The organism is Yersinia sp. FDAARGOS_228 (genome assembly GCF_002073315.2).
GTDB lineage: Bacteria > Pseudomonadota > Gammaproteobacteria > Enterobacterales > Enterobacteriaceae > Yersinia > Yersinia intermedia.
Map to the genome: position 1 here is coordinate 928,770 of NZ_CP020409.2, position 24,894 is coordinate 953,663.

The following is a 24,894-nucleotide window of genomic DNA, read 5'->3' on the forward strand; positions in this document are numbered from 1 at the left end:
GCCACAATACGCTGGCGGCGGTGACAGGCAGTGGCTGTTGACCGTGATAGTTCGCAAGATATTAACTGCTCTGTTGTTCTTAACATTATTTTTCTCATAATTGTTAACGGTGGCAACTGCCTGTTATATGAATAATATCCTGCTCAGTATCCTGACCATCAAAAGTATAAGGTAATTCACACTGCTCACTGCTGCTCTCACCCCAGCGTACATAAAGTAAGCCTTTGTCGTCTTTTACACGTACGTAGATCTGATTCCCTTGACCTACCATCCCGACAATTTCATTTTTGCTGTTATAAACATCGGCACCCAGTGGTAACCCTCCGCCGTCATTGGTTTGGGTTTGAATTAACACCGCATAGCCTTTCAGAGTATCGAATTTGACTTTCACTGCGGCCCCGGCATAAGGAACGACGCGGCCTTGATTCTCTTTCAGTTCAGTATTGCGATTAATACCTTTAGTATCCAAACCAACGGTATTGTAATTATAGGGTGTTAACGCAGGCACCAAGGCAAATCCGTTATTATCAATCCTCGCCCCTTGTGCATTTCGTACTGTTGCCCCTTGAGCACCATCCGCTTCAATTAAACCGAAGGTCTCGCCCAAATAAGGCCCGAGTGTCACACCTTTACTATGAATTACTGCGGCCCCACGAGCACCAACACCATATTGGGTGTAATTACTACCACGGGAATAGCTGCCATTGACGGTCGCATTAGGGAATTGTTTTTGCACATTCGCCCCCCAGTTATTTGAACTACCACTGATATTGCTGTCGTCATAGCCGGCATTCACTGAATAGTTAAAGCTGTTTCGTTCACCAGCGGTACCTGATAATGACGTCTGATAGCTATTACCACTTTTTGGATTACGGCTAGCAGACATCGATAAATATTGATTTTTATTGCCAATATTGAGTGGGATAGACACAGTTAGCGTCGCAATATTTTCAGTATTCCCGTAGCGCGTTGTCGTCTGATTCGTCGTATCGTCATCCCAATTATATTGGGTTGAGGTATAAACAGTGCGCTGACGGCTAATGGCAAGGTTGTAACTGATATCTTGGTAGCTATTTGAGTAGCTTAGCTGTAACTGCGTATCTCGTTGCGTATCATTATAATAATCACTGGTCGACGCTGATGCAGAGAGTTGACCATAATTGCCCAACGTCTGGTTAATTGAGGTCGTAAACTGGCTGCGTTGTTTATAGGTTGTTGAATCCCATGTCCCGCCATTTTTTTGCGTTGAGCGCACACCAAAAACGTCATTTAAATCGCGATATCCTTTGGTTGAATAGCGATATCCGGCCAATGAAAATGTGGTCCCGGTTTGATTAAATGTCTGGCTATAGGTTGCTTGCATCCGCCAGCCATTCTGCGTGTCATCATTTTCAACTTTCGCATGAGAGTAGGTAGTATTGAGGCCAAAAGCCCCAATGGGGGTACCCAATACGCCACCGACAAGGAGTGCCGTATAGTCTTGCGCTAAACGAAGGCCACTGTTCGCTGTCAACTGATTGGTAAGGCCGCGCTCATAGGTGAAGTCAGTGAAATAGTTATCAATATTGGTGAAATCACGAGATTCCCCGACCACTGCATTATAGCGGCTAACACCTGGACGCATGGAGTCTGGTACGGCACTGAATGGCACGGTGAATGTTGAACGGCTACCATTTGCCTCAATAACCTCAACATTGAGGTCACCCTGACTGGTGGTGCTGTATAAATCGTTAATAACAAAGGGACCGGGTGCAACGGTGGTTTCATAAATTTCGCGCCCATTCTGGCTCACAACCACCCGCGCATTAGTGTTGGCAACACCACGGACTTCAGGAGCAAAACCACGCATTGACTCAGGCCACATGCGCTGGTCAGTTGCCATTTTAATACCACGGAACGACATGGTGCCAAATAACGTACTGTCGGTGAAGGTTTCGCCCAGAGTTAATTGACTATCCAATTGAGGGATAGGGCGCTGGATATAAGTACGAATATTATTCCATTGGGTATCGCTGCCATTATTATTATTGGCATAGCGCACGTTTGATTGTTGGCGTAATTGCCATAACCCGAGATTGAGGCCACTTTTTAGGCCAACAAACCCGTAATCAGAGGTGTTGTTTTGCTGAGACTGCGTCTCGCTGCGATAAAAGTTGGAACTGTAGTTAATGAATGCGAGCTTTTCGCCTTCCTGCCATTCACTTTGCTCGATATAACCTCTGGGCCGGTTTTGCAACAAAGCTTGTGGAATCGACAATTCTAGACGAAGTTTGGCTTGGTCAAAGTTAAAAGAGGCACCTTTTACCCGCTCAGCCAGTGGCTTGCATTGTTCTGTAGACGAAGCTGCCGTATCCGAGGGGGCGGCTTCTGTTTTGAGCGTATTAGGTTCTTTGGTTGCAGTACTGTCTTTGCCAGTAAGAACAACGCCAGCCGCAGTTAAGAATTCATCACTCAGGCAGGGATAAACCTCTGATGAGTCAGCGTTCTTTACAAATTCAATGGCAGTGCGTTTAAACGGTTTGTTATTAACCAAGACATCGACAGCATCGTAATTCCCGGCGGTGACCGAATTCTCTTTATTGAGTTGATTCAAACCGGAGGCAAAATTTGTCCCTAAGAAGAGAGACTCATCGAACTCGAGGTTTTTTGGTTCTTCCTGAGCCAAAGCCGTATCAACATGTAAGATTAAAGCAATACATAGTGTTAATGCTTTCTTACGTCCAGAGAATTTTTTTTTCACAGAAGCGCGTGCAAGCCTCATAGATCTTCCTTTACCGGAAAGGCTGCGACTAAATACGATAACTACCGGTATCTTGCCCGCCGAAATCATTCACTATCAGAAAATTAACAATAGCATTAGAAGGTACAGATGAGTTTGGGATAACCCATTCTGCTTGAGACATCGGTGAGATCATCTCGGATTTCATTTTAAGTTTTTTACCCCCGCCAACAACTTCACCGCTGGCAATGGTGGCATAGAACCCAGTTGGATTTTTCCCAGTTACAACAACATCTTTACCCCGTTGACGCACACTAAAAGTCAGTGCACTGGAGACCTGGTCAACGCTACCCGTAATACTTTCAGGGCGATAAAATATTTTAATGCGGTTACGCATCAACACTAACATTTTATTGCTTTTTTCTGCTTTATTGACGGGTGGTACCTGTAAAAAATTAAGATAGAACACAGATTCTTTATTTGTTGGCAGGCCGCTACCGGTATATTTCAGACGCAATGTTTGTCCCGCATTGGCTTCCATGCGAAAGAACGGTGGCGTGACGATAAAGGGTGCTCTGCCTGTTTCCGGTGTTGATTGAGCATCACCACTGTCTAACCAGACCTGGACAGCATTGGGAAAGTTATCTTTATTTGTTAATTGTATGCTGTGCTCTTTTTCGCCCGCCGAATATATAATTCGACTACCTGTCATGATTACACTGGCTTTGGCAGAAGAGATACCCATAAAAATTAATAAAGCGATGACCAGATAACGATAACTGTAGCTATGCATGTTAACCATCATGGGAATATCCTCTGAATAAAACTGGCCGAGTAGTTATCTTTTTGGTTCTTGGCGCTGCTGAATACGCATGGGGTAACTTTATCCGAATCACTCACAGTGAAGATCATCGGGATTAATGAGCCTCATTGAGGCTCACCCTGCGGGCTGGCATAAATGCTATTCAAAAAGGTCTGCGACCGATTTGTCATTTACTTTGCCTGATTACAGCGCCAATTACTTAAAGTATATCCTATTCGGCAAAACAGGTATTACAGGTAAGAAACTGCATATTGTACCGATGCGATTACAGAACCAGCGCCTGCTTGTCCGGTTGCATAGTATTGAACTGCAAAATCATGCTCTGCTGCTGTATCACCAGCCTTTAACACTATGCCATCTTGCGCCACACCACTATTCAGATTGATACCCGAAGTTGTTGTTGCGTCTTTCAGTAATTGCAGCTCAACGTTTCCTGCTGTGCCGGTATTTTTTAAGTTGCCGGAAGCTGTAACTTGGTTAGCGACGAAAACAGTTTTAACATCAATATCAGTAGGGCCAGGTGCACAACCAGATACACCCAGTGTAAAGGTCGTTTTACCTGCTGTTTTCCCTGAAGCATCTAAATCGCTGCTGGATACAGTTGGCAGCAATACCATTGGGTTTGCATCAACGCCATTGACTGTAACAGAGCAGGTTTGTGCCGTGACTTCCCCTTGGAAAGTAATCGTATTATTACTTGCTGCCATTGCAACAGTTGTGGATGCAGAGAATAACGCCATAGCCAAAGTTAACTTGTTCATTTAAAACTCCAATACAATAATTAAATGTGGGTGAGTATTCATTCATATTTAAATCTGAATGAATACTTAACTTAATAAATATGAAGTGGGTTAACGACTATATGTACGAATGTTATTCGGGTATACTTGTCAGCTTCCACGTTCTTTCATTTAAGTAAGTTGGTGGTAATTATTCCGCCACGTCGTTACTTGATGAGGGAGATAATATAGAAAGCTGTCTTGACTTCACATGAGATAAACGAACCAATTTGTGTGGGAATGTTCCTACAAGAGTAGGGTTCCAACATTTTTTCTATTAACTGATTGTATTTTAAGTTATTTTTCATTTATTTAAAATGTGTTAATGAGATCTTTCTTGTTGTTTTTATTGGAATGGCTGGTTTTTGTTGTTTTTTGGTATGTGAAAATGATTTTTAAATATAATTACACGTGGTCTTTTGTAAGGTTTAGTAGGGTGTTTTTATAGAAAGAAGAGATAAAATCATGAGGGCATATTATATCCATGATATTTTTATATTATATAACATGGGGATTATGTCTGATGATAACCGCTGGAATGAAAAGAAATTATTGCGCCGCCGTGCAGGTGGCGCATGACTAAATTAGTTACGATATAACACTTTAATGATGTGATATCCAAACTGAGTCTTAACGGGTCCATAAGGCTGTAGCAGCTCGCAGCTAAATACTGCTTTATCGAACGCAGGAACCATGTCCCCTTTATTGAACTCGCCCAGATCGCCGCCGTTACGTTTTGACGGGCAGTTAGAGAACTTTTTCGCTAACTCTTGGAAATTTGCGCCGTTATTCAACTGTGCCAGAATATCGTTTGCCTGCTTTTCATCATCAACCAAAATGTGCAGCGCAGAAGCTTTGTTTGCCATAGTAACAATCACCACTAAGTTATTTAGACTATATAGTTATTTGAACGAAGGTTATCTTCAATAGGTCTTGAAGCGCGCCAGTGTAGCGTATTTTGACCATGATGGGGCGACTGCTGCGTGCGTTTTACCAATCAAAAACCACAGGTGTTTTTTTTTCGTTGGCCGCTTTCTGCTACAATCCTGTTCCCCCCGTTAACCCACAGAGCTTCCGAGTGCCATGCGATTAAATCCCAGCCAACAACAAGCCGTCGAATTCGTCACTGGACCCTGCCTGGTGTTAGCCGGTGCGGGATCGGGCAAAACCAGAGTTATTACTAACAAGATTGCCCATTTGATCCGCCAGTGTGGTTATCAACCGAAACATATTGCGGCGGTGACCTTTACCAATAAAGCGGCACGTGAAATGAAAGAACGTGTGGCTCAGACGCTGGGGCGAAAAGAAGCACGTGGTTTGATGATCGCTACTTTTCATACTCTGGGATTGGAAATCATTAAAAAAGAGTATGTCGCGCTGGGGATGAAATCCAACTTCTCGCTGTTTGATGCACAGGACCAACTGGGGCTATTGAAAGATCTGACCCACAAGTGGTTGGAAGACGATAAAACGTTACTGCAACAATTGATATCCCAGATCTCCAACTGGAAGAATGATCTGTTAGATCCAGCAGGCGCGGCAGCTCAGGCACGATCTGAACGTGATAAATTGTTTGTGCATTGCTACGGCTTATATGACGCTCATTTGAAAGCCTGCAATGTGTTGGATTTCGACGACCTTATCACCCTGCCGACACTACTGTTGCAAAACAATCTGGACGTGCGCGAACGCTGGCAAAATCGCCTGCGATACCTGCTGGTCGATGAATACCAAGATACTAATACCAGCCAATATCAAATGGTTAAATTATTGGTGGGCAACCGGGCGCGTTTTACCGTGGTCGGTGATGATGACCAATCTATCTATTCATGGCGCGGGGCGCGGCCACAGAATTTAGTCTTATTGAATGAAGACTTCCCGCAGCTACAGGTGATCAAGCTGGAGCAAAATTACCGCTCTTCAGGGCGTATTCTGAAAGCTGCGAATATTCTGATTGCCAATAACCCGCATGTTTTTGAAAAGAGACTCTTTTCTGAGTTGGGCTATGGCGATGAGCTGAAAGTGATCACTGCCAATAACGAAGATCATGAGGCGGAAAGAGTGATCGGTGAGCTTATCGCCCATCACTTTGTCAAAAAGACCCAATACAGCGACTATGCCATTTTATATCGCGGTAACCATCAGTCGCGATTGTTCGAAAAGCTGCTGATGCAAAACCGTATCCCTTATCGTATCTCTGGGGGGGATTCATTTTTCTCGCGGCCAGAGATCAAAGACCTACTGGCGTATTTGCGGGTATTGACCAATCAGGATGATGACAGCGCATTTTTACGTATTGTGAATACACCAAAGCGCGAGATAGGTTCAACGACCGTTCAAAAACTGGGGGAATGGGCCAACTTACGGAATAAAAGCCTGTTTCGTGCCAGTTTTGATTTGGGGTTAGGTGAGCATCTGAAAGGCCGTGGCCTGGAGTCATTGCAGCGTTTCACGCACTGGATGGATAGCATTATTCGGCTGGTCGAACGCGAGCCCGTGGCGGCAGTGCGGGATCTGATCCACGGCATCGATTATGAAAGTTGGTTGTTCGAAACCTCTCCCAGCCCAAAAGCCGCAGAAATGCGGATGAAGAACGTTAATCTCTTATTCAGTTGGATGACTGAAATGCTGGAAGGCTCAGAGCTGAATGAGCCGATGACGCTGACTCAGGTTGTGACACGTTTTACTCTGCGTGACATGATGGATCGGGGGGAAAGTGATGAAGAAGTGGATCAAGTGCAATTAATGACCTTGCATGCTTCCAAAGGGCTGGAGTTTCCTTATGTGTTTTTGGTTGGCATGGAAGAGGGCTTGCTGCCGCACCAAAGCAGTATCGACGAAGATAATGTAGATGAAGAGCGGCGCTTGGCGTATGTGGGTATCACCCGCGCCCAGCGTGAGTTGTTCTTTACCTTATGCAAAGAGCGGCGGCAGTATGGTGAGCTGATTCGGCCGGAACCCAGTCGCTTTCTGATGGAGTTACCGCAAGACGACTTGAAATGGGAAGATGAGCGCAAAGCCGTTAGCCCAGAAGAGCGGATGCAGAAAGGCCAGAGTCATCTGGCCAATATTCGTGCACAATTAGCGAATGCGAAGAAACAATAGTGTAAGTAAAAAAGAGTCGCACAAGCGAAAACAGTAACGGGCAGTGTATTGGTCTGCCCGTTACTGACCCGCTAAGGCGTTACTGGTTTGCCATCGACAGTCACGTTTTTCACGTCGCTGAAGTGCCAAGGGGTATCACCCCGTAACTCAGTAAAGACCACGTTATTAAATTCGCTGTCACGTAAATCACTGATAGCGGTTGGGTTTACCCGTTTTAATTGCACATTGTTGACGTGTACCAAACGGTGCCAGGCTTTGTTTGCCGTGTCGCCTTTGATTTCAATCACGGCGTTTTTGCCGGTCGTATTATCTAATGTCACATTGTTTACTGTGAAATCATAGAATTGAGCCGGTATTTTGGCCGGTGGATAGTCGATATTGGCATTACTGTCGGCATAATCCAGCGTCATCACTACTGCCTGTTTGGCCAAATCGCGCATTGCATTATTACGGAATGTCACGTTGCGGGCACCGCCACCAATGGTGCTGGTGCTCTTGGCACGCAGGCCAATATCAGTCAGATACATCACGTTATTTTCCGCCAGAATATCCTCAATCCAGGCACCAGTATGGCTACCGGTGACAATGGCACCATGCCCCATACGGAAATAGTTATTAAACAGCCATGCACCTTTCATCGGTTCTTGCTGTTGCGCTTTCTCCCCAGTACCGGCAGCAAAATTGATGCAGTCGTCGCCAGTATCAAAGAAGTTATTAAATACCATTACGTTCTGACTATTACCAAACTCGATACCATCACCGTTGTTCGCATCATAAGTTTGATGAATTAAACCGTTGGCGACCACGTTATGGTTTTCCAGGTTCATGATGCCGTGGAATGCGGGGTTACGTACGGTAAAGCCTGCCAGATAGACGTTTTCTACGCCACGTAATGTCATCAGGCTAGAGCGACGTTGACCATAGGCATTTTTCAAATCCATACCATCAGCAACGGCCTTCTCAACCTGATTTTTAGCCAGAATGCCATCTTCATGCACTTTGCTGTTTTTACTCGCCACATATTGCGGCAATGGATGGCCTAGCTCATCGGTAATTTCAGCCGTTTTTGCTCGCTGCCAGCCATTACCGTCAATCACCCCTGAACCGGTAATACGGATGTTGCGGAAAGTCCCCGGCGCACTTTTATGTGGGTCAATGGCATTGATCAGTGAGGCCGGGCGTTCAATTGTGGAATAAGGATATAAAAGGTAGCCCGCAGGATAATCATCAGGGTTTTCTGAGCCTAATAATGTTGCACCCGCCTGCAGGTTGAGGGTCATATCACTTTTTAACCACAACGCGCCACTTTTGAAGATACCCGCAGGGATTTCAACCCGACAGCCCGGTTTGCAACTATCAATCGCCTGTTGAATAGCCTTGGTATTCAGTGTATTGCCATCATTAACTGCGCCAAAATCGCGTACATTAACGATTTGTGGTTTGGCGCTGGTTTTTGCCGTAACAAGATTGCTGGCAGCAGATAACGAGCCATCAGCATATTGGGCTTTTACCGTGAACTGATAGCGAGTATTGGGTTTCAGACCCTCTACTGTGAAGTTTTGTAGCACAATATTATGCTGGAAATTATCTTTATCATTAGCATAAAAGTGATCGATATAGGGCTTGGCGGGCGAGAATTTATTATTGTTATCACTGGCTTTGCCCAGCAACTTTCCAGCAGAATAAACTTGATAATCAACAATTTTACCGGTGTTTTCAGGTGCTTTCCATACCAATACAATACTGCTCTCATCATAAGCCAGCGTAGGAACTTGTAGCTGTTGAGGGGCATCGTGGTGGTTTGTTTTAGCGGCAATTGCTGTTGGGGCACTGGCTATCAGACTGGACATTATTACCAACATCGCCAGGCTATGTGGATGTTGAATCTGTGCTCGCATTGTTACCTCTTTCAAAAAAGAAACGTTGTTTTATAAAAATACACACAATGTTTCTTTTTTAAGCTGAGGATGATCACAATCTGATTGTTTTGTAGTGATTTCAGTGTGAAGGGCGGTGGGAGAGGGCGACCAGGGCCACCCAATAACAAAGAATTTAATTAAGTTCTTCTAATGACAGCGGCCATTGGACATAACTCTGCCAATGACTTTCCTGTTCCAGCGCTTCTGCTCGATAAGGGTGCTGTTGTAGCCAGCCATGGGGTAGCAGCACATAAAGAGCCTCGCCCTTGGCCCGTAGCCTGACGGCTGGCAAAGTATCATCCCGCCGGCGGCTGGAGAAGATAATCGCCAGACGCAGTATCCGGCACAGATGCTGTGCCATATCTACCGGCAACGCATTCTGCTGATTCAATAGGGATAAATCGAGAGTATCACTCTGATTTTGCAATAATGCGGACAGTAATAGCTTTTGCGCGGGGGTAAAACCGGGTAAGTCCAGATTGCGGATCAGATAAGCAGCATGTTGGGGAGCGCGTTTAAAATCGACACTTAGGCCAATTTCATGAATCAAACAGGCATTTTGCAATAACTCCCGACATCGGTTATCGAGATGCCACTCTTTTTCTACTTGTAGTAAAAAATTATCGGCCAACTTGCTCACGCGCTTGGCTTGTTCGATATCGAGTAAATAGCGGCGTTGCAAATTTCGTACTGTCCGGCTACGAATATCCAGTTCGACCGGTAAATGGAGCATGCCATAGACCAGCCCTTCGCGCAGCGCACCGCCAGCCAGTGTCATACTGTCAATTGCCAGCTCCTGGAATATCGCAATCAAGATAGACAAACCACTTGGGAAAACCAGTGCCCGTTCGAGCGTGAGACCGGGGATCTCCAGTTCTTCCAACTTGCCGCACTGAATCGCTCTTTGCTTGAGTTGCTGCAATTTGGTCAGCGTGATCAGTTCATCCATGCCCTGAGCAACCATAATTTCTTGTAGAGCCTGAACCGTGCCAGAGGCACCGACGCAGATTTGCCAACCATGGTCACGAAAACGTTTCGCGACCGGTTTGATCATCTCACGTGCTGCCAGTTCAGCCCGTTCAAAATTGTCTTTTGCCAGATTGCGATCGCTAAAATAACGTTCCAGCCAGGTGACACAACCCATTGATAAACTAACCAGAATATTCGCTTGAGCACCATTGCCGGTGACCAGTTCGGTGCTACCACCGCCGATATCCACCACCAGGCGTTGCTCAGGCCCGCCGGTGGTATGTGCTACACCGTGATAAATCAGACGAGCTTCTTCTTCGCCACTGATAACCTGAATCGGACAACCAAGAATGTCGGTTGCAGTTTGCAGGAACTCTTCAGCATTCGAGGCCAAACGCAGGGTTGCAGTTGCAACCACCCGGATCTGGTCCAAAGGAATGTCCTGCAAACGTTCTGAAAAAAGTTTCAGACATTGCCAGCCGCGTTCCATCGCTTCTTGTGATAAATGGTTTTGGTTATCCAGACCAGCCGCCAGGCGGACTTTCCGCTTGATGCGGGCCAACGTCTGGATACTGCCTGCCACCTCACGTACTACCAACATATGGAAACTGTTGGAGCCAAGATCGATGGCAGCATAAAGTGAGGTGGAACTTAGCATCATTTATCAGCTCGGTCGCTTACGGTTATTCCGTGGTGCACCACTGCGACGTGGGGCAGAGTTACGGCGTGGGCCATTACCGGTACGGGTACGGGCCAGACGTTTTGGCGCCGGCAAATCAGTTAATAACGCATCGCTATTATATTTGCTTACCGGAATGCTATGACCGGTGTAGGTCTCAATAGCCGGTAAGTTTAACGCGTACTCTTCACATGCCAGGCTGATGGAATGACCGCTTTCGCCAGCACGACCGGTACGGCCAATGCGGTGAACATAGTCTTCACAGTCGTCAGGCAGGTCATAGTTGAACACATGGGTTACCAGTGGAATGTGCAGACCACGGGCGGCAACATCGGTAGCAACCAGAATATCCAAATCACCTTTAGTGAAATCTTCCAGGATACGCAGGCGCTTTTTCTGTGCCACATCACCGGTCAGTAAACCAACACGATGACCATCAGCAGCCAAATGGCCCCAGATTTCTTCACAACGATGTTTGGTATTGGCAAAAATAATGCAGCGATCTGGCCACTCTTCTTCAATCAACGTCTGAAGCAGACGCATTTTTTCTTCATTTGAAGGGTAGAACAGCTCTTCCTGAATGCGGTGGCCGGTTTTTTGTAACGGTTCCACTTCAACATATTCGGCGTTATTCATTTGCTCGAATGCCAATTCACGTACCCGGTACGATAGCGTGGCAGAGAACAGCATATTTAAACGCTTATCAACGGAAGGCATACGGCGGAACAGCCAGCGGATATCTTTAATAAAGCCCAGATCGTACATCCGATCCGCTTCATCAAGAACTACAACCTGAATCGCACCGAGGTTAATATAATTTTGTTTCGCGTAGTCGATTAAACGGCCAGTAGTACCGATCAGAATGTCGACGCCACTTTCCAGCACTTTAAGCTGTTTATCGTAGCCGTCACCACCATAAGCCAAGCCTAATTTCAGGCCAGTCATCTGAGAAAGTGACTCTGCATCGGAGTGAATTTGTACTGCTAATTCACGCGTTGGTGCCATAATCAATGCGCGTGGTTGATTAGTCTGGCGACCCTCTTCTGCGGGGTGAGAAAGCAAATAATGGAAAGTAGACGCTAAGAATGCCAGCGTCTTGCCGGTACCTGTTTGCGCCTGACCCGCTACATCACGCCCAGAGAGGGTGAGTGGCAATGCTAACGCCTGGATCGGCGTACAATTATGAAACCCTTTGTTTTCAAGGGCTTCAATAACTAGCGGGTGCAGGGCGAAGTCGGAAAACTTCAGTTCGGTCAAGTGTGTTTTGCTCATAGTGTGGTAGAATATCAGCTAACTATTGCTTTACGAAAGCGTATCCGGTGAAATAAAGTCATCCTATTGTTGGTTAATGCTACACCAACGAGGTAGACACAATCCTTTGGAGTAGAACATGAGCGATAAAATTATTCACCTGAGTGACGACAGCTTCGACACTGACGTGCTAAAAGCCAGCGGCCTGGTTCTGGTCGATTTCTGGGCTGAATGGTGTGGTCCGTGCAAGATGATTGCTCCGATTTTGGATGAAATTGCTGAAGAGTACGAAGGCAGACTGACCATCACTAAATTAAATATTGATGACAATCAGGGCACGGCACCAAAATACGGTATCCGCGGTATCCCTACATTGTTGTTATTCCGTGATGGTGAAGTAGTGGCCACCAAAGTGGGTGCCTTGTCTAAAGGTCAGCTCAAAGCATTCTTGGATGCAAATCTGTAAGTGGTCTTTGCCGTCAATGATGAAAGTCATTGGCGTTACAGCATTTATGCCTGCCCGCAGGCTGAACCTCAAGGATGAGGCTCATTCACCCAATGAGCTGACGCAGGTCAGTGATTCGGGTCAGAAGAGCCACTAGCATAGCTGCGGCTCCAAGGCTGTAGGGTATGTTTAGCGGCAGTTGTGATTTCTCACACTGACCGCTAGACGCCTGCAAAGAAGCGTGTTAAGTTTACTCCACTGCATATAGAACATTCCTGTGTATCGTGTCCGGGTTTATAGCATCTAGCTTATTCTTTAGTATCTAATTTACTCTTTAGCATCTAATAAATAGTCTGTAGCACCTAAATAGTTTGAATCTAAAGCATTACTCTATGTCGAAACAATGTGTGTTGAGAATGATTATGAACTCAATCAGTTTTTTGACAGTCTAACGGTTTTACAAATCAGTCTAAGGCACCTTCAATCTTTTGACCGTTGTGTCGCGCAAATCTCGCGTAAGTCATTACTTGCGTAGTTTGTTCAAGACCGGTGATTGAATGTCCCATTAAACAGGCACGGATGACGCTGCCATACCATTCACGACCATAGTTCGAGACATACCCCGAGTTTAAGAACCCACCATTATGAATCTTACCGAATTAAAGAACACGCCGGTTTCTGATCTGATAACACTTGGCGAAAATATGGGGCTGGAAAACCTGGCCCGGATGCGTAAACAAGACATTATTTTCTCTATTCTTAAGCAGCACGCGAAAAGTGGAGAAGATATCTTCGGTGACGGTGTATTGGAGATATTGCAGGATGGATTTGGTTTCCTCCGCTCTGCAGACAGCTCCTACCTCGCCGGCCCCGACGACATCTATGTATCCCCAAGCCAAATTCGCCGTTTCAACCTTCGCACTGGTGATACCGTTGCCGGTAAGATTCGTCCGCCGAAAGAAGGTGAGCGTTATTTTGCATTGTTAAAAGTTAACGAAGTTAACTACGACAAACCGGAAAACGCCCGTAACAAAATCCTGTTCGAAAACTTAACCCCATTACATGCCAACTCTCGTCTGCGCATGGAACGTGGTAATGGTTCGACGGAAGATTTAACTGCTCGCGTACTTGATTTGGCCTCGCCAATCGGTCGCGGCCAACGTGGTCTGATTGTGGCACCGCCTAAAGCGGGTAAAACCATGCTGTTGCAGAACATCGCTACCAGCATTGCTTACAATCACCCTGACTGCGTGTTGATGGTATTACTGATTGACGAACGTCCTGAAGAAGTGACTGAGATGCAACGTCTGGTTAAGGGTGAAGTTATCGCTTCTACTTTTGATGAACCCGCATCCCGTCACGTTCAGGTAGCTGAAATGGTTATCGAGAAAGCGAAACGTCTGGTTGAGCATAAAAAAGACGTTATCATCTTGCTGGATTCCATTACTCGCTTGGCCCGCGCATACAACACCGTGGTACCTGCTTCAGGCAAAGTATTGACGGGGGGTGTGGATGCTAACGCCTTACATCGTCCTAAGCGTTTCTTTGGTGCTGCACGTAATGTTGAAGAGGGCGGTAGCCTGACTATCATTGCTACGGCGTTGGTTGATACCGGTTCTAAAATGGATGAAGTTATCTATGAAGAATTTAAAGGTACCGGCAACATGGAACTGCATTTATCGCGCAAAATTGCCGAAAAACGTGTGTTCCCAGCCATTGATTTCAACCGCTCTGGTACACGTAAAGAAGAGTTGCTGACCACCACTGAAGAGCTGCAAAAAATGTGGATATTGCGCCGTATTCTTCATCCAATGGGTGAAATCGATGCGATGGAGTTCCTCATCAGTAAACTGGCAACAGCGAAAACTAACGATCAGTTCTTCGATAACATGAGACGTTCGTAAGTCTAGTAAAATCAGTCAAAACGCCACGCACAGTCGTGGCGTTTTTTGCTTTTGGAATATACGATAGTTGAGTTTGTTAACCATTAAGTTGATAGGCACTCCATAACCTATGCCTATTTTGGTAGCTATTCTCATTACCAACGAGAAAATAGCAAAAAATAGAGTTGGGAATAACAAGCAAGGCTGTCATCATATTCAGAAATAGCTGAAAGCGTGGGGAAGGCATGGCATGCGCCGAGCCACATGCTAAGCTGTCGTATCATTTTGCAGAGAGCGGTTAAACGTGAACTTACTCACTATGAGTACTGAAATCTTTATTATCTTCCTGTTTTCTTTGGCATTTTTATTTGTTGCTCGCAAAGTTGCCAAGAAAATTGGACTCGTTGATAAACCTAATTATCGTAAACGCCATCAAGGGTTGATTCCACTGGTGGGCGGAATATCCGTGTTTGCGGGTATTTGTTTTACCTTTCTGATTACCAACCAGCAGATCCCTCATTTCCGACTTTATCTCGGTTGCGCCGGTTTATTGGTGTTCATTGGTGCTTTAGATGATCGCTTTGATATCAGCGTAAAAATCCGTGCCTTTGTTCAGGCATTGGTGGGTATCGCCATGATGGTTGTCGCGGGGCTGTATTTGCGTAGCCTGGGGCATGCTTTTGGTCCGTGGGAAATGTCATTAGGGCCATTTGGCTATGTCGTCACACTGTTCGCGGTGTGGGCGGCAATAAATGCCTTCAATATGGTGGATGGTATTGATGGTTTACTGGGGGGGCTATCTTGTGTCTCTTTCGGTGCCTTGGGGATCCTGCTTTATCAAAGTGGGCAGATGGCATTGGCCTTATGGTGCTTCGCCATGATAGCCGCTATCTTGCCTTATATTTTGCTAAACCTTGGGTTATTAGGGCGTCGCTATAAAGTCTTTATGGGCGATGCGGGCAGTACGCTGATTGGTTTCACCGCTATTTGGATGTTGCTGCAAACCACACAAGGGAATGCCCACCCGATAAACCCGGTTACTGCATTATGGATTATTGCCATTCCATTGATGGATATGATTGCCATCATGTACCGCCGTTTGCGTAAAGGAATGAGTCCTTTCTCACCAGACCGGCAACATATCCATCACTTGATTATGCGTGCTGGTTTTACCTCTCGGCAGGCTTTTGTCTTAATTACCCTGGCAGCAGCATTGTTAGCGGCGATTGGTGTTATCGGCGAAAGGCTAACATTTGTCCCAGAATGGGTAATGTTGGCATTATTCTTGCTTGCATTTCTGTTGTATGGCTACTGCATTAAACGAGCATGGCGCGTGGCGCGTTTTATCAAACGTATGAAGCGTCGGATGCGTCGTGCATCGCAAAATAAGCATGAATCTTAACCAGAGGCTTTTAGGCAGTGATGAAACCAGAATCTATGTCGACTGATAAAACAGGATCTACCAATAATGAGCCTACTGTGGATAACGAATTAGATATCCGCAGCCTGTTCCGTACTCTTTGGCGCGGTAAGCTGTGGATTATCGGTATGGCAATTCTTTTGGCCGCAATCGCGTTGGGTGTTTCCTATCTGGTGAAACAACAATGGAGTGCGGCAGCCATTACTGACCGGCCAACCGTCAATAATTTGGGTGGTTATTATTCTCAGCAGCAGTTTTTACGGAATCTGGATACTCGTATCAATAGTGGTGTTGCCAATGAACAACCGGGGATCGCTGACGAAGCTTATGGTGAATTCATTACCCAGCTCGCGGCTTACGATACCCGCCGTGATTTTTGGCTGCAAAGTGATTACTACAAACAGCGCCTGGAAGGTGATGCCAAGGCTGATGCCGCATTACTGGATGAGCTGGTAAATAATATTGTTTTCACTCCACGTGATGACAAAAAAATGCTGAATGACAGCATAAAATTGACCGCTGAAACGGCCAGTGATGCCAATAAATTGCTCCGTGGCTATATTGATTTTGCCAGTCAACGTGCTGCCAGCCATTTGAACGATGAGATTCAAGGGGCATGGGCTGCTCGTACTCAATCGATGAAAGCACAAGTTAAACGCCAGGAAGCGGTCGCTCAAGCGGTGTTCGATCGTGAGGTGACTGCGGTTAAACAAGCATTAAAAGTTGCCGGTCAGCAAGGGATTAACCGTAATCAAACGGATACGCCGGCTGAGCAGTTACCGGATTCTAAGATGTTTATGTTGGGTAAACCGATGCTTGAAGCCCGTTTGGAAACATTACAGGCTACTGGACCAAGTTTTGATATTGATTATGATCAGAACCGCGCCATGCTGGCAACATTGAACGTCGGTCCAACGTTGGATAAAACGTTCCAGACATACCGCTACTTACGTACACCAGAAGATCCAGTTACCCGTGATAGTCCGCGCCGTGTTTTCCTGCTGATTATGTGGGGTGCGATTGGCGCACTGGTTGGGGCTGGCGTAGTGTTAGTTCGTCGCACCAGTATACAAGCGTAATTCATTGGCGTAGCCGTCAGGCAACACGGCCGATACAGCGGCGCCAGGTAAAAAGAGTATAAATTGTTAATGGGCGCATTGTGCGCCCAACTTGCAGGCGTTGTCTGCGGCTAACTGACCTTAAAGAGATTCACTGTGAAAGTGTTGACTGTTTTTGGCACCCGGCCTGAAGCCATTAAAATGGCTCCTCTGGTGCATGCTTTGGCTAAGGATGAGGCCTTTGAGTCAAGAGTTTGCGTGACGGCCCAGCATCGTGAGATGTTGGATCAAGTGTTGCGCTTATTTGAGATTCAACCGGACTATGATTTGAATATCATGAAACCGGGACAGGGATTGACGGAAATAACTTGCCGTATTTTGGAAGGGTTAAAACCTGTTCTAGCGGAATTTAAGCCAGACGTTATTCTGGTTCATGGCGATACAACCACAACGCTATCAACCAGCCTTGCTGCGTTCTATCACCGCATTCCTGTCGGCCACGTCGAGGCGGGGTTGCGCACAGGGAATCTCTATTCGCCATGGCCGGAAGAGGCCAACCGTCAACTGACGGGGCATCTTGCTATGTACCATTTCGCGCCGACTGAGAATTCTCGCCAAAACCTACTCCGTGAAATGGTGCCGGAAAATCGAATTTTTGTCACCGGTAATACGGTGATCGATGCACTGTTCTGGGTGCGGGATCGGGTGATGAATAACCCAGAGTTACGCTCCAGCCTGGCGCAACGCTACCCGTTCCTCGATACCAGTAAGAAGATGATTTTGGTCACGGGCCACCGTCGTGAGAGCTTTGGTGGTGGTTTTGAGCGGATTTGCAGCGCATTAGCTGAAATTGCCCTCAAGCACCCCGAGGTGCAGGTGGTTTATCCGGTGCATCTCAACCCGAATGTCAGTGAGCCGGTCAATCGTATCTTGAAGGGTATTGATAATATCATTCTGATTGACCCGCAAGATTACTTACCATTCGTTTATCTGATGAACCACGCTTATCTGATCCTGACCGATTCAGGCGGTATTCAGGAAGAAGCGCCTTCATTAGGTAAGCCGGTACTGGTGATGCGCGATACCACCGAACGCCCGGAAGCAGTCGATTCCGGTACGGTTCTGCTGGTTGGCACTAATATTAATAAAATTGTCGATGCTGTGACCCGTTTGCTCACTGATGAGGCTGCCTATCATCAAATGACGCGGGCGCATAATCCTTACGGTGACGGGCATGCCTGTCAACGCATCCTTGAAGCTTTAAAGAATCATCAGGTGACGCTATGAGTTTTGAAACTATTTCTGTTATCGGTCTTGGGTACATTGGTTTGCCAACTGCTGCTGCTTTCGCGTCGCGCAAGAAGAAAGTGATTGGTGTTGATGTGAACGCCCATGCTGTTGAAACCATTAATCGCGGTGCTATCCATATTGTGGAACCGGATTTAGACAAAGTGGTGAAGATTGCCGTTGAAGGGGGTTACCTGCATGCGGTGACCAAACCGCTGGCAGCCGATGCGTTTCTTATTGCCGTACCGACACCGTTTAAAGGCGATCACGAACCGGATATGGTTTATGTTGAATCAGCCGCCAAATCTATCGCCCCAGTATTGAAAAAAGGTGATCTGGTCATTCTGGAATCCACCTCTCCAGTCGGTGCGACGGAACAAATGGCCCAATGGCTGGCTGAAGAGCGCCCCGATCTGAGCTTCCCACAGCAAGCCGGTGAAGATGCTGATATCAACATCGCTTACTGCCCTGAACGTGTCTTACCTGGTCAGGTCATGGTAGAACTGATTCAGAATGACCGCGTCATCGGTGGCATGACGCCGAAATGCTCTGCCCGCGCCAGCGAGTTATATAAAATTTTCCTGGAAGGCGAATGTGTGGTGACTAACTCCCGCACCGCTGAGATGTGTAAGCTGACTGAAAACAGCTTCCGTGACGTTAACATTGCTTTTGCCAATGAGTTGTCACTGATTTGTGATGAGCAGGGCATCAATGTGTGGGAACTGATTCGCCTGGCGAACCGTCATCCACGCGTGAATATTTTGCAGCCAGGTCCAGGTGTGGGCGGTCATTGTATCGCGGTTGATCCGTGGTTTATCGTTTCACAGAATCCACAATTGGCACGCTTGATCCACACGGCACGTTTGGTGAATGACGGCAAACCATTGTGGGTGGTAGATCGAGTTAAAGCCGCCGTTGCTGATTGTTTGGCTGCTACCAATAAGCGCGCCTCTGAAGTGAAAATTGCCTGCTTTGGCTTGGCATTTAAACCCAATATTGATGACCTGCGTGAAAGCCCGGCGGTCGAGATTGCTCATTTGATCGCAGAATGGCATGCCGGTGAAACATTGGTAGTTGAACCTAATGTTGAGCAACTGCCAAAATCATTGGCAGGGCACGTGACGTTGAAAGATACCGCCACTGCCTTGCAGCAAGCGGATGTGCTGGTGATGTTGGTTGATCACCGCCAGTTCAAAGCGATTAAACCTGAAGATGTGAAGCAATCGTGGATTGTTGACACCAAAGGAGTATGGCGTTGAGACGTATTCTAGTCACAGGCGGGGCCGGTTTTATCGGCTCTGCGGTGGTAAGACATATTATCGATGGCACTTCAGACAGCGTAGTGGTGGTGGATAAGCTCACCTATGCCGGTAATCTGGAGTCACTGGCTGTTGTTGCCCACAGCGAACGTTATGCGTTTGAGCAGGTGGATATCTGTGATCGCGCTGAACTGGATCGGGTTTTTGCGCACTATCAGCCGGATATGGTGATGCATCTGGCGGCAGAAAGTCATGTGGATCGCTCTATTGATGGGCCAGCGGCTTTTATCGAAACTAACGTGGTGGGCACATACACCCTGTTAGAGGCGGCGCGTCATTACTGGCAGCAACTGAGTGCTGAGGCGAAGCAGGCGTTTCGCTTCCACCATATCTCGACCGATGAGGTATATGGCGATCTGCACGGTACTGATGATCTGTTTACCGAAACCACACCTTATGCGCCAAGCAGCCCCTATTCAGCGTCTAAGGCGTCCAGTGACCATTTAGTTCGTGCCTGGTTGCGGACTTATGGTTTACCAACGCTGGTAACTAATTGCTCAAATAACTATGGGCCATATCATTTCCCTGAGAAGTTGATACCGCTGGTTATTCTGAATGCGCTGGCGGGTAAACTGTTACCGGTGTATGGCAATGGCGCACAGGTACGCGACTGGTTGTATGTCGAAGACCACGCGCGGGCCTTGTATCAAGTGGTTACCGAAGGTGTCGTGGGTGAGACATACAATATTGGCGGCCATAATGAGCGCAAAAATATTGAAGTGGTTGAAACCCTTTGTACACTTTTGGATGAACTTGTCCCAGCCAAACCGGCCGGCATTGAGCATTACCGTGACCTGATCACCTATGTCAAAGACCGTCCAGGGCACGATATGCGCTATGCCATTGATGCTGGCAAGATTGAGCGTGAATTAGGCTGGCGGCCACAGGAAACCTTCGAAAGTGGCATCCGCAAAACCCTGTTGTGGTATTTGAATAATGAATCGTGGTGGCGTCGTGTTCAGGATGGTTCTTACGCCGGTGAGCGTTTGGGTTTAAGCGACTGATACTCTTCATCTTTCAAGTTGCAGATGTGTTGGCTGCGCTCGGTCACCCGAATCACTGACTTATGTCAGCTCATCGGGATTTCCTTGCTTGCCGCCTTCCTGCACCTTGAAATCTATAGAGTATTTCGCTGGGTGATTGACGATAGGTTCGAAGTTTATTAATCATTGGGATGGCATCATTCAATATTTTGCATGATGTTTTCAAGAGATGGTATGTTTCAGGAGATCGTATGAAAGGCATAATTCTGGCTGGTGGTTCTGGTACCCGTTTGCACCCCATCACCCGTGGCGTCTCTAAGCAACTGCTTCCCGTCTATGATAAACCGATGATTTACTATCCGCTGTCAGTGCTAATGCTGGCAGGGATCCGTGACGTCTTGATTATTTCCACCCCAGAAGATTTGCCGTCGTTTCAGCGCTTGCTGGGCAATGGCGATGAGTTTGGTATTCATCTGAGTTATGCCGCACAACCGAGTCCAGACGGGCTGGCACAGGCATTTATTATCGGTGAGGAATTTATCGGCAATGAGCCTTGCTGCCTGGTTCTCGGTGATAATATCTTCTTTGGTCAAGGCTTTAGCCCGAAACTGAAAGCGGTTACGGCACGTCAGCACGGTGCGACAGTCTTTGGTTATCAGGTGATGGATCCAGAGCGTTTTGGTGTGGTGGAGTTTGACGACAATTTCCGCGCGCTGTCTATCGAAGAGAAGCCAAGTCAGCCTAAATCCAATTGGGCAGTGACTGGGCTTTATTTCTACGATAATCAAGTGGTTGAATTTGCCAAGCAGGTTAAGCCTTCCTCCCGTGGTGAGCTGGAAATCACCAGTATCAACCAGATGTATCTGGAGCGTGGTGAGTTAACCGTTGAGCTATTAGGCCGTGGTTTTGCCTGGTTAGACACCGGTACGCATGACAGCCTGATTGAAGCCAGTACCTTTGTACAAACCGTTGAAAAACGCCAAGGTTTCAAGATTGCCTGTCTGGAAGAGATCGCCTGGCGCAATGGTTGGCTGGACGACGACGGTGTCAGGCGTGCAGCGGCTGCGCTGGCCAAAACCGGTTACGGCAAATATTTATTGGATCTGTTACATGCCCGTCCACGCCAGTATTGAGCCTTTGGCCTGGGAAAGTGAATTTTTCCAGCGCCACAGTGCAAAACTGATTTTCTCCGACTCAGCCCCGCAGCTTAATCCGGCTGAGTTGGATGCTTTTACGCTAACCCAAGCTAAAGTACCTACCCATCGCCTTGATCTCATCGATTCTCTTGGTCAACTCGATTTTCATCTGGTTGAAGGAGAAGTTGATCTCTCGTTAGCCATTGATATGAACAATGTGATTGGCACGGAAAATGCTTCATCTGAGGCCGATGTCACTGCATCCAAGTTCCAGGTTGCAACGGCGGCGGATATCCCGCAATTGCGCAGTGTTGCCGCCAATGCTTTTGCATTAAGTCGTTTCCGTGCGCCGTGGTATGACCCGCAGGACAGCGGGCGATTTTATGCATTGTGGGCAGAAAAAGCCGTCTTGGGTACGTTCGACCATCAATGTTTATTGGTGACAGATACGTTGGGCCAGCCCGCAGGGTTCGTGACGCTACGAGACTTGCAAGATGGCAGTGCACGTATTGGTTTGTTGGCGGTATTCCCAGAGGCACAGGGTAAAGGCGTTGGTTCATCGTTAATGTCGGCGGCAAAGCAGTGGTGCCAGAGTCATGGGTTACAGCGGTTACGGGTGGCCACACAGATGAGCAATATTGCTGCTTTACGTCTTTATATTCGTAGTGGTGCTGTTATTGAGAGCACCGCGTATTGGTTATGCAGGGGATGAGATGATTCCATTTAACGCTCCACCAGTAGTAGGCACCGAACTCGGTTATATGCAGGCCGCGATGGCTAGCGGTAAATTATGCGGTGATGGTGGGTTTACCCGTCGCTGCCAGCAGTGGATGGAGCAGCGTTTCGGGTGCCCGAAAGTATTACTGACGCCTTCATGCACCGCCTCACTGGAAATGGCTGCGTTGTTGCTGGATATCAAACCCGGCGACGAAGTGATCATGCCGAGCTTTACCTTTGTTTCTACCGCGAATGCTTTCGTGCTGCGTGGGGCAAAAATGGTGTTTGTTGATATCCGCCCGGATACCATGAACATCGATGAAACCAAGATTGAAGCCGCGATTACCGATAAAACCAAAGTTATTGTGCCAGTCCATTATGCGGGTGTTGCCTGCGAGATGGATACCATTATGGCGTTGGCGAAAAAGCATAATTTGTTTGTGGTAGAAGATGCCGCTCAGGGTGTGATGTCCACTTACAAAGGTAAAGCATTGGGGACTATTGGTCATATTGGCTGCTTTAGTTTCCATGAAACCAAGAATTACACGGCTGGCGGTGAAGGTGGCGCAACGCTCATTAATGACCCGTTACTGATAGATCGCGCTGAAATCATTCGCGAAAAAGGTACCAACCGTAGCCAGTTCTTCCGTGGACAGGTCGATAAATATACCTGGCGAGATATCGGCTCCAGCTATCTGATGTCTGACTTACAGGCTGCTTATCTGTGGGGCCAGTTGGAAGCCGCAGAACAGATTAACGAACGCCGTTTGGCGCTGTGGCACACCTATTATAATGCCTTCAAACCGCTGGCTGATGCCGGGCGCATTGATTTGCCAGTGATCCCCGGTGATGTGGTGCAAAATGCGCATATGTTTTATATCAAACTGCGCGATATTGACGATCGTTCTAATTTTATCAGCTACTTAAAAGAAGCTGAGATTATGGCCGTATTCCATTACATTCCGTTGCATGGTTGCCCGGCAGGTGAGGCATTTGGCCGTATGGCGGGTGAAGACCGCTTTACCACCAAAGAGAGTGAGCGTCTGGTTCGCTTGCCCATCTTCTTTAACTTGACTGATGTGAATCAGAAAACGGTCATTAATACTGTTCTGAGTTTCTTCGCCTGATATGTCTCTGGCAAAAGCATCGATTTGGACTGCTGGCTCTACGCTGATTAAAATCGGCGTAGGGTTGTTAGTGGTTAAGCTGCTGGCGGTGACCTTTGGTCCCAGCGGCGTTGGGCAGGCGGGTAACTTTCGCCAGCTAATTACGGTATTAGGCGTGCTCTCCGGCGCGGGTATCTTTAACGGTATTACCAAGTATGTTGCTGAATATCATCAGCAACCTGAACGTTTACGTGCAGTGCTGGGCACCTCTTCGACGATCGTTTTGGGGTTCTCCACTCTGCTGGCATTAATTTTCCTGCTGGCAGCCAAACCCGTCAGTTTTGCGTTATTCGGTCATGGGGATTACCAGAATGTGGTGCGCGCAGTGGCGCTTATCCAGATGGGTATTGCCTACGCCAACCTGTTTCTGGCGATCCTCAAAGGCTATCGCGACGCCATGGGCAATGCGCTGGCGGTGATAGGTGGCAGCCTGATTGGTGTCGTGGCGTATTATATTTGCTTTCGTATTGGCGGCTACTCCGGCGCATTAGTGGGGTTGGCATTAGTCCCCGCGCTGGTGGTGATACCTGCGGCTGCTATGCTGATTCGCCGCAAGACTATTCCCCTAAGTTATCTTAAACTTAGCTGGGATAAGGCGTTAGCCAGCCATTTAGGTAAGTTTACCATCATGGCACTGATTACCTCAGTGACCTTGCCAGTAGCCTATGTGATGATGCGTAACTTGCTGGCAGACCATTATGGTTGGGATGCCGTTGGGATCTGGCAAGGGGTAAGCAGTATTTCAGATGCTTATCTACAATTTATTACGGCCTCATTTACGGTTTACCTGCTACCTACACTCTCAAGGCTCAAAGCGAAAGCGGATATCTCTCGTGAAATCCTGCGCTCACTGAAGTTTGTCTTACCGGCAGTGGCAACCGCCAGTTTGATGGTATGGTTGTTGCGTGATTTTGCTATCTGGCTGCTGTTCTCGCATCAATTTACCGCGATGCGTGACCTGTTTGCCTGGCAGTTGGTAGGCGATGTGTTGAAAGTCGGGTCGTATGTGTTTGGCTATCTGGTGATTGCCAAAGCCTCTTTGCGCTTTTACATTCTCACAGAAGTGAGCCAGTTCTTACTGTTGACCGGGTTTGCCCATTGGTTAATTCCAATGAATGGTTCTTTAGGCGCAGCACAGGCCTATATGGCAACTTATATCGTCTATTTTGCGCTCTGTAGCTGCGTATTCATTATGTATCGTAGACATTCATCACCGTAGACACTCTTTACAGTAGA

General features: G+C 47.2%; 19 protein-coding genes. 12 read left to right on the top strand and 7 right to left on the bottom strand.

The annotated features are described in order from the left end of the window. Nucleotides 1-103 precede the first annotated feature (103 nt). The 4 genes from A6J67_RS04240 to ppiC form a co-directional block, all read right to left on the bottom strand. A complete protein-coding gene (locus A6J67_RS04240; RefSeq protein WP_050297674.1) occupies nt 104-2,761 on the bottom strand; it encodes a fimbria/pilus outer membrane usher protein in 2,658 nt (885 codons plus the stop codon). 28 nt (nt 2,762-2,789) lie between these two features. Next, a complete protein-coding gene (locus A6J67_RS04245; protein ID WP_005190261.1) occupies nt 2,790-3,524 on the bottom strand; it encodes a molecular chaperone in 735 nt (244 codons plus the stop codon). Nucleotides 3,525-3,772: 248 nt separating this feature from the next. Further along, complete coding sequence (locus tag A6J67_RS04250) at nt 3,773-4,303, bottom strand: fimbrial protein (protein WP_042568924.1); 531 nt, start codon at nt 4,301-4,303, stop codon at nt 3,773-3,775. Between the two features lie 602 nt (nt 4,304-4,905). Beyond that, nucleotides 4,906-5,187, bottom strand: a complete 282-nt coding sequence (gene ppiC, locus A6J67_RS04255; protein ID WP_004704164.1) for a peptidylprolyl isomerase PpiC — start codon at nt 5,185-5,187, stop codon at nt 4,906-4,908. A gap of 217 nt (nt 5,188-5,404) precedes the next feature. On the opposite strand from ppiC, the gene rep reads away from it, so the two are divergent. Beyond that, the gene (gene rep / locus A6J67_RS04260; RefSeq protein WP_042568926.1) at nt 5,405-7,426 is read left to right on the top strand and encodes a DNA helicase Rep; all 2,022 of its coding nucleotides are present in this window, start codon (nt 5,405-5,407) and stop codon (nt 7,424-7,426) included. Nucleotides 7,427-7,497: 71 nt separating this feature from the next. On the opposite strand, the gene A6J67_RS04265 is transcribed toward rep, so the two are convergent. The 3 genes from A6J67_RS04265 to rhlB form a co-directional block, all read right to left on the bottom strand. Next, on the bottom strand, nt 7,498-9,324 hold the full coding sequence (locus A6J67_RS04265) for a glycosyl hydrolase family 28 protein (protein ID WP_050297675.1): 1,827 nt from the start codon (nt 9,322-9,324) through the stop codon (nt 7,498-7,500). 154 nt (nt 9,325-9,478) lie between these two features. Beyond that, complete coding sequence (gene ppx / locus A6J67_RS04270; RefSeq protein WP_032907429.1) at nt 9,479-10,972, bottom strand: exopolyphosphatase; 1,494 nt, start codon at nt 10,970-10,972, stop codon at nt 9,479-9,481. Between the two features lie 6 nt (nt 10,973-10,978). Continuing rightward, the gene (gene rhlB, locus A6J67_RS04275) at nt 10,979-12,265 is read right to left on the bottom strand and encodes an ATP-dependent RNA helicase RhlB (protein WP_005190253.1); all 1,287 of its coding nucleotides are present in this window, start codon (nt 12,263-12,265) and stop codon (nt 10,979-10,981) included. A gap of 118 nt (nt 12,266-12,383) precedes the next feature. Between rhlB and trxA the strand changes: the two genes are divergently transcribed. The 11 genes from trxA (at nt 12,384) to wzxE (ending at nt 24,877) form a co-directional block, all read left to right on the top strand. Beyond that, nucleotides 12,384-12,710 carry a thioredoxin TrxA gene (gene trxA / locus A6J67_RS04280; RefSeq protein ID WP_004714235.1) on the top strand — a complete coding sequence of 109 codons (327 nt, stop codon included), beginning with the start codon at nt 12,384-12,386 and terminating at the stop codon, nt 12,708-12,710. Between the two features lie 623 nt (nt 12,711-13,333). Further along, entirely contained in the window at nt 13,334-14,593 is a 1,260-nt protein-coding gene (gene rho / locus A6J67_RS04285; protein WP_004704159.1) for a transcription termination factor Rho, read from the top strand. Between the two features lie 283 nt (nt 14,594-14,876). Next, on the top strand, nt 14,877-15,974 hold the full coding sequence (gene wecA, locus A6J67_RS04290; protein ID WP_005190245.1) for a UDP-N-acetylglucosamine--undecaprenyl-phosphate N-acetylglucosaminephosphotransferase: 1,098 nt from the start codon (nt 14,877-14,879) through the stop codon (nt 15,972-15,974). A 20-nt stretch (nt 15,975-15,994) separates the two neighbouring features. Continuing rightward, complete coding sequence (gene wzzE / locus A6J67_RS04295; RefSeq protein WP_050297676.1) at nt 15,995-17,071, top strand: ECA polysaccharide chain length modulation protein; 1,077 nt, start codon at nt 15,995-15,997, stop codon at nt 17,069-17,071. Nucleotides 17,072-17,206: 135 nt separating this feature from the next. Beyond that, complete coding sequence (gene wecB / locus A6J67_RS04300) at nt 17,207-18,337, top strand: non-hydrolyzing UDP-N-acetylglucosamine 2-epimerase (protein WP_005190240.1); 1,131 nt, start codon at nt 17,207-17,209, stop codon at nt 18,335-18,337. Beyond that, a complete protein-coding gene (wecC, locus tag A6J67_RS04305; RefSeq protein ID WP_032907410.1) occupies nt 18,334-19,596 on the top strand; it encodes a UDP-N-acetyl-D-mannosamine dehydrogenase in 1,263 nt (420 codons plus the stop codon). Before wecB ends, wecC begins: the two co-directional genes overlap by 4 nt. Further along, the gene (gene rffG / locus A6J67_RS04310; RefSeq protein WP_172668589.1) at nt 19,587-20,660 is read left to right on the top strand and encodes a dTDP-glucose 4,6-dehydratase; all 1,074 of its coding nucleotides are present in this window, start codon (nt 19,587-19,589) and stop codon (nt 20,658-20,660) included. Before wecC ends, rffG begins: the two co-directional genes overlap by 10 nt. Nucleotides 20,661-20,890: 230 nt before the next feature. After that, complete coding sequence (rfbA, locus tag A6J67_RS04315) at nt 20,891-21,772, top strand: glucose-1-phosphate thymidylyltransferase RfbA (RefSeq protein ID WP_042568928.1); 882 nt, start codon at nt 20,891-20,893, stop codon at nt 21,770-21,772. Then, on the top strand, nt 21,750-22,487 hold the full coding sequence (rffC, locus tag A6J67_RS04320; protein WP_042568929.1) for a dTDP-4-amino-4,6-dideoxy-D-galactose acyltransferase: 738 nt from the start codon (nt 21,750-21,752) through the stop codon (nt 22,485-22,487). Before rfbA ends, rffC begins: the two co-directional genes overlap by 23 nt. Before the next feature lies 1 nt (nt 22,488). After that, nucleotides 22,489-23,619 carry a dTDP-4-amino-4,6-dideoxygalactose transaminase gene (gene rffA, locus A6J67_RS04325; protein ID WP_042568930.1) on the top strand — a complete coding sequence of 377 codons (1,131 nt, stop codon included), beginning with the start codon at nt 22,489-22,491 and terminating at the stop codon, nt 23,617-23,619. 1 nt (nt 23,620) lies between these two features. Further along, nucleotides 23,621-24,877: a lipid III flippase WzxE gene (gene wzxE / locus A6J67_RS04330; RefSeq protein ID WP_005190223.1), complete on the top strand. Its 1,257-nt coding sequence runs from the start codon at nt 23,621-23,623 to the stop codon at nt 24,875-24,877. Nucleotides 24,878-24,894 lie beyond the last annotated feature (17 nt).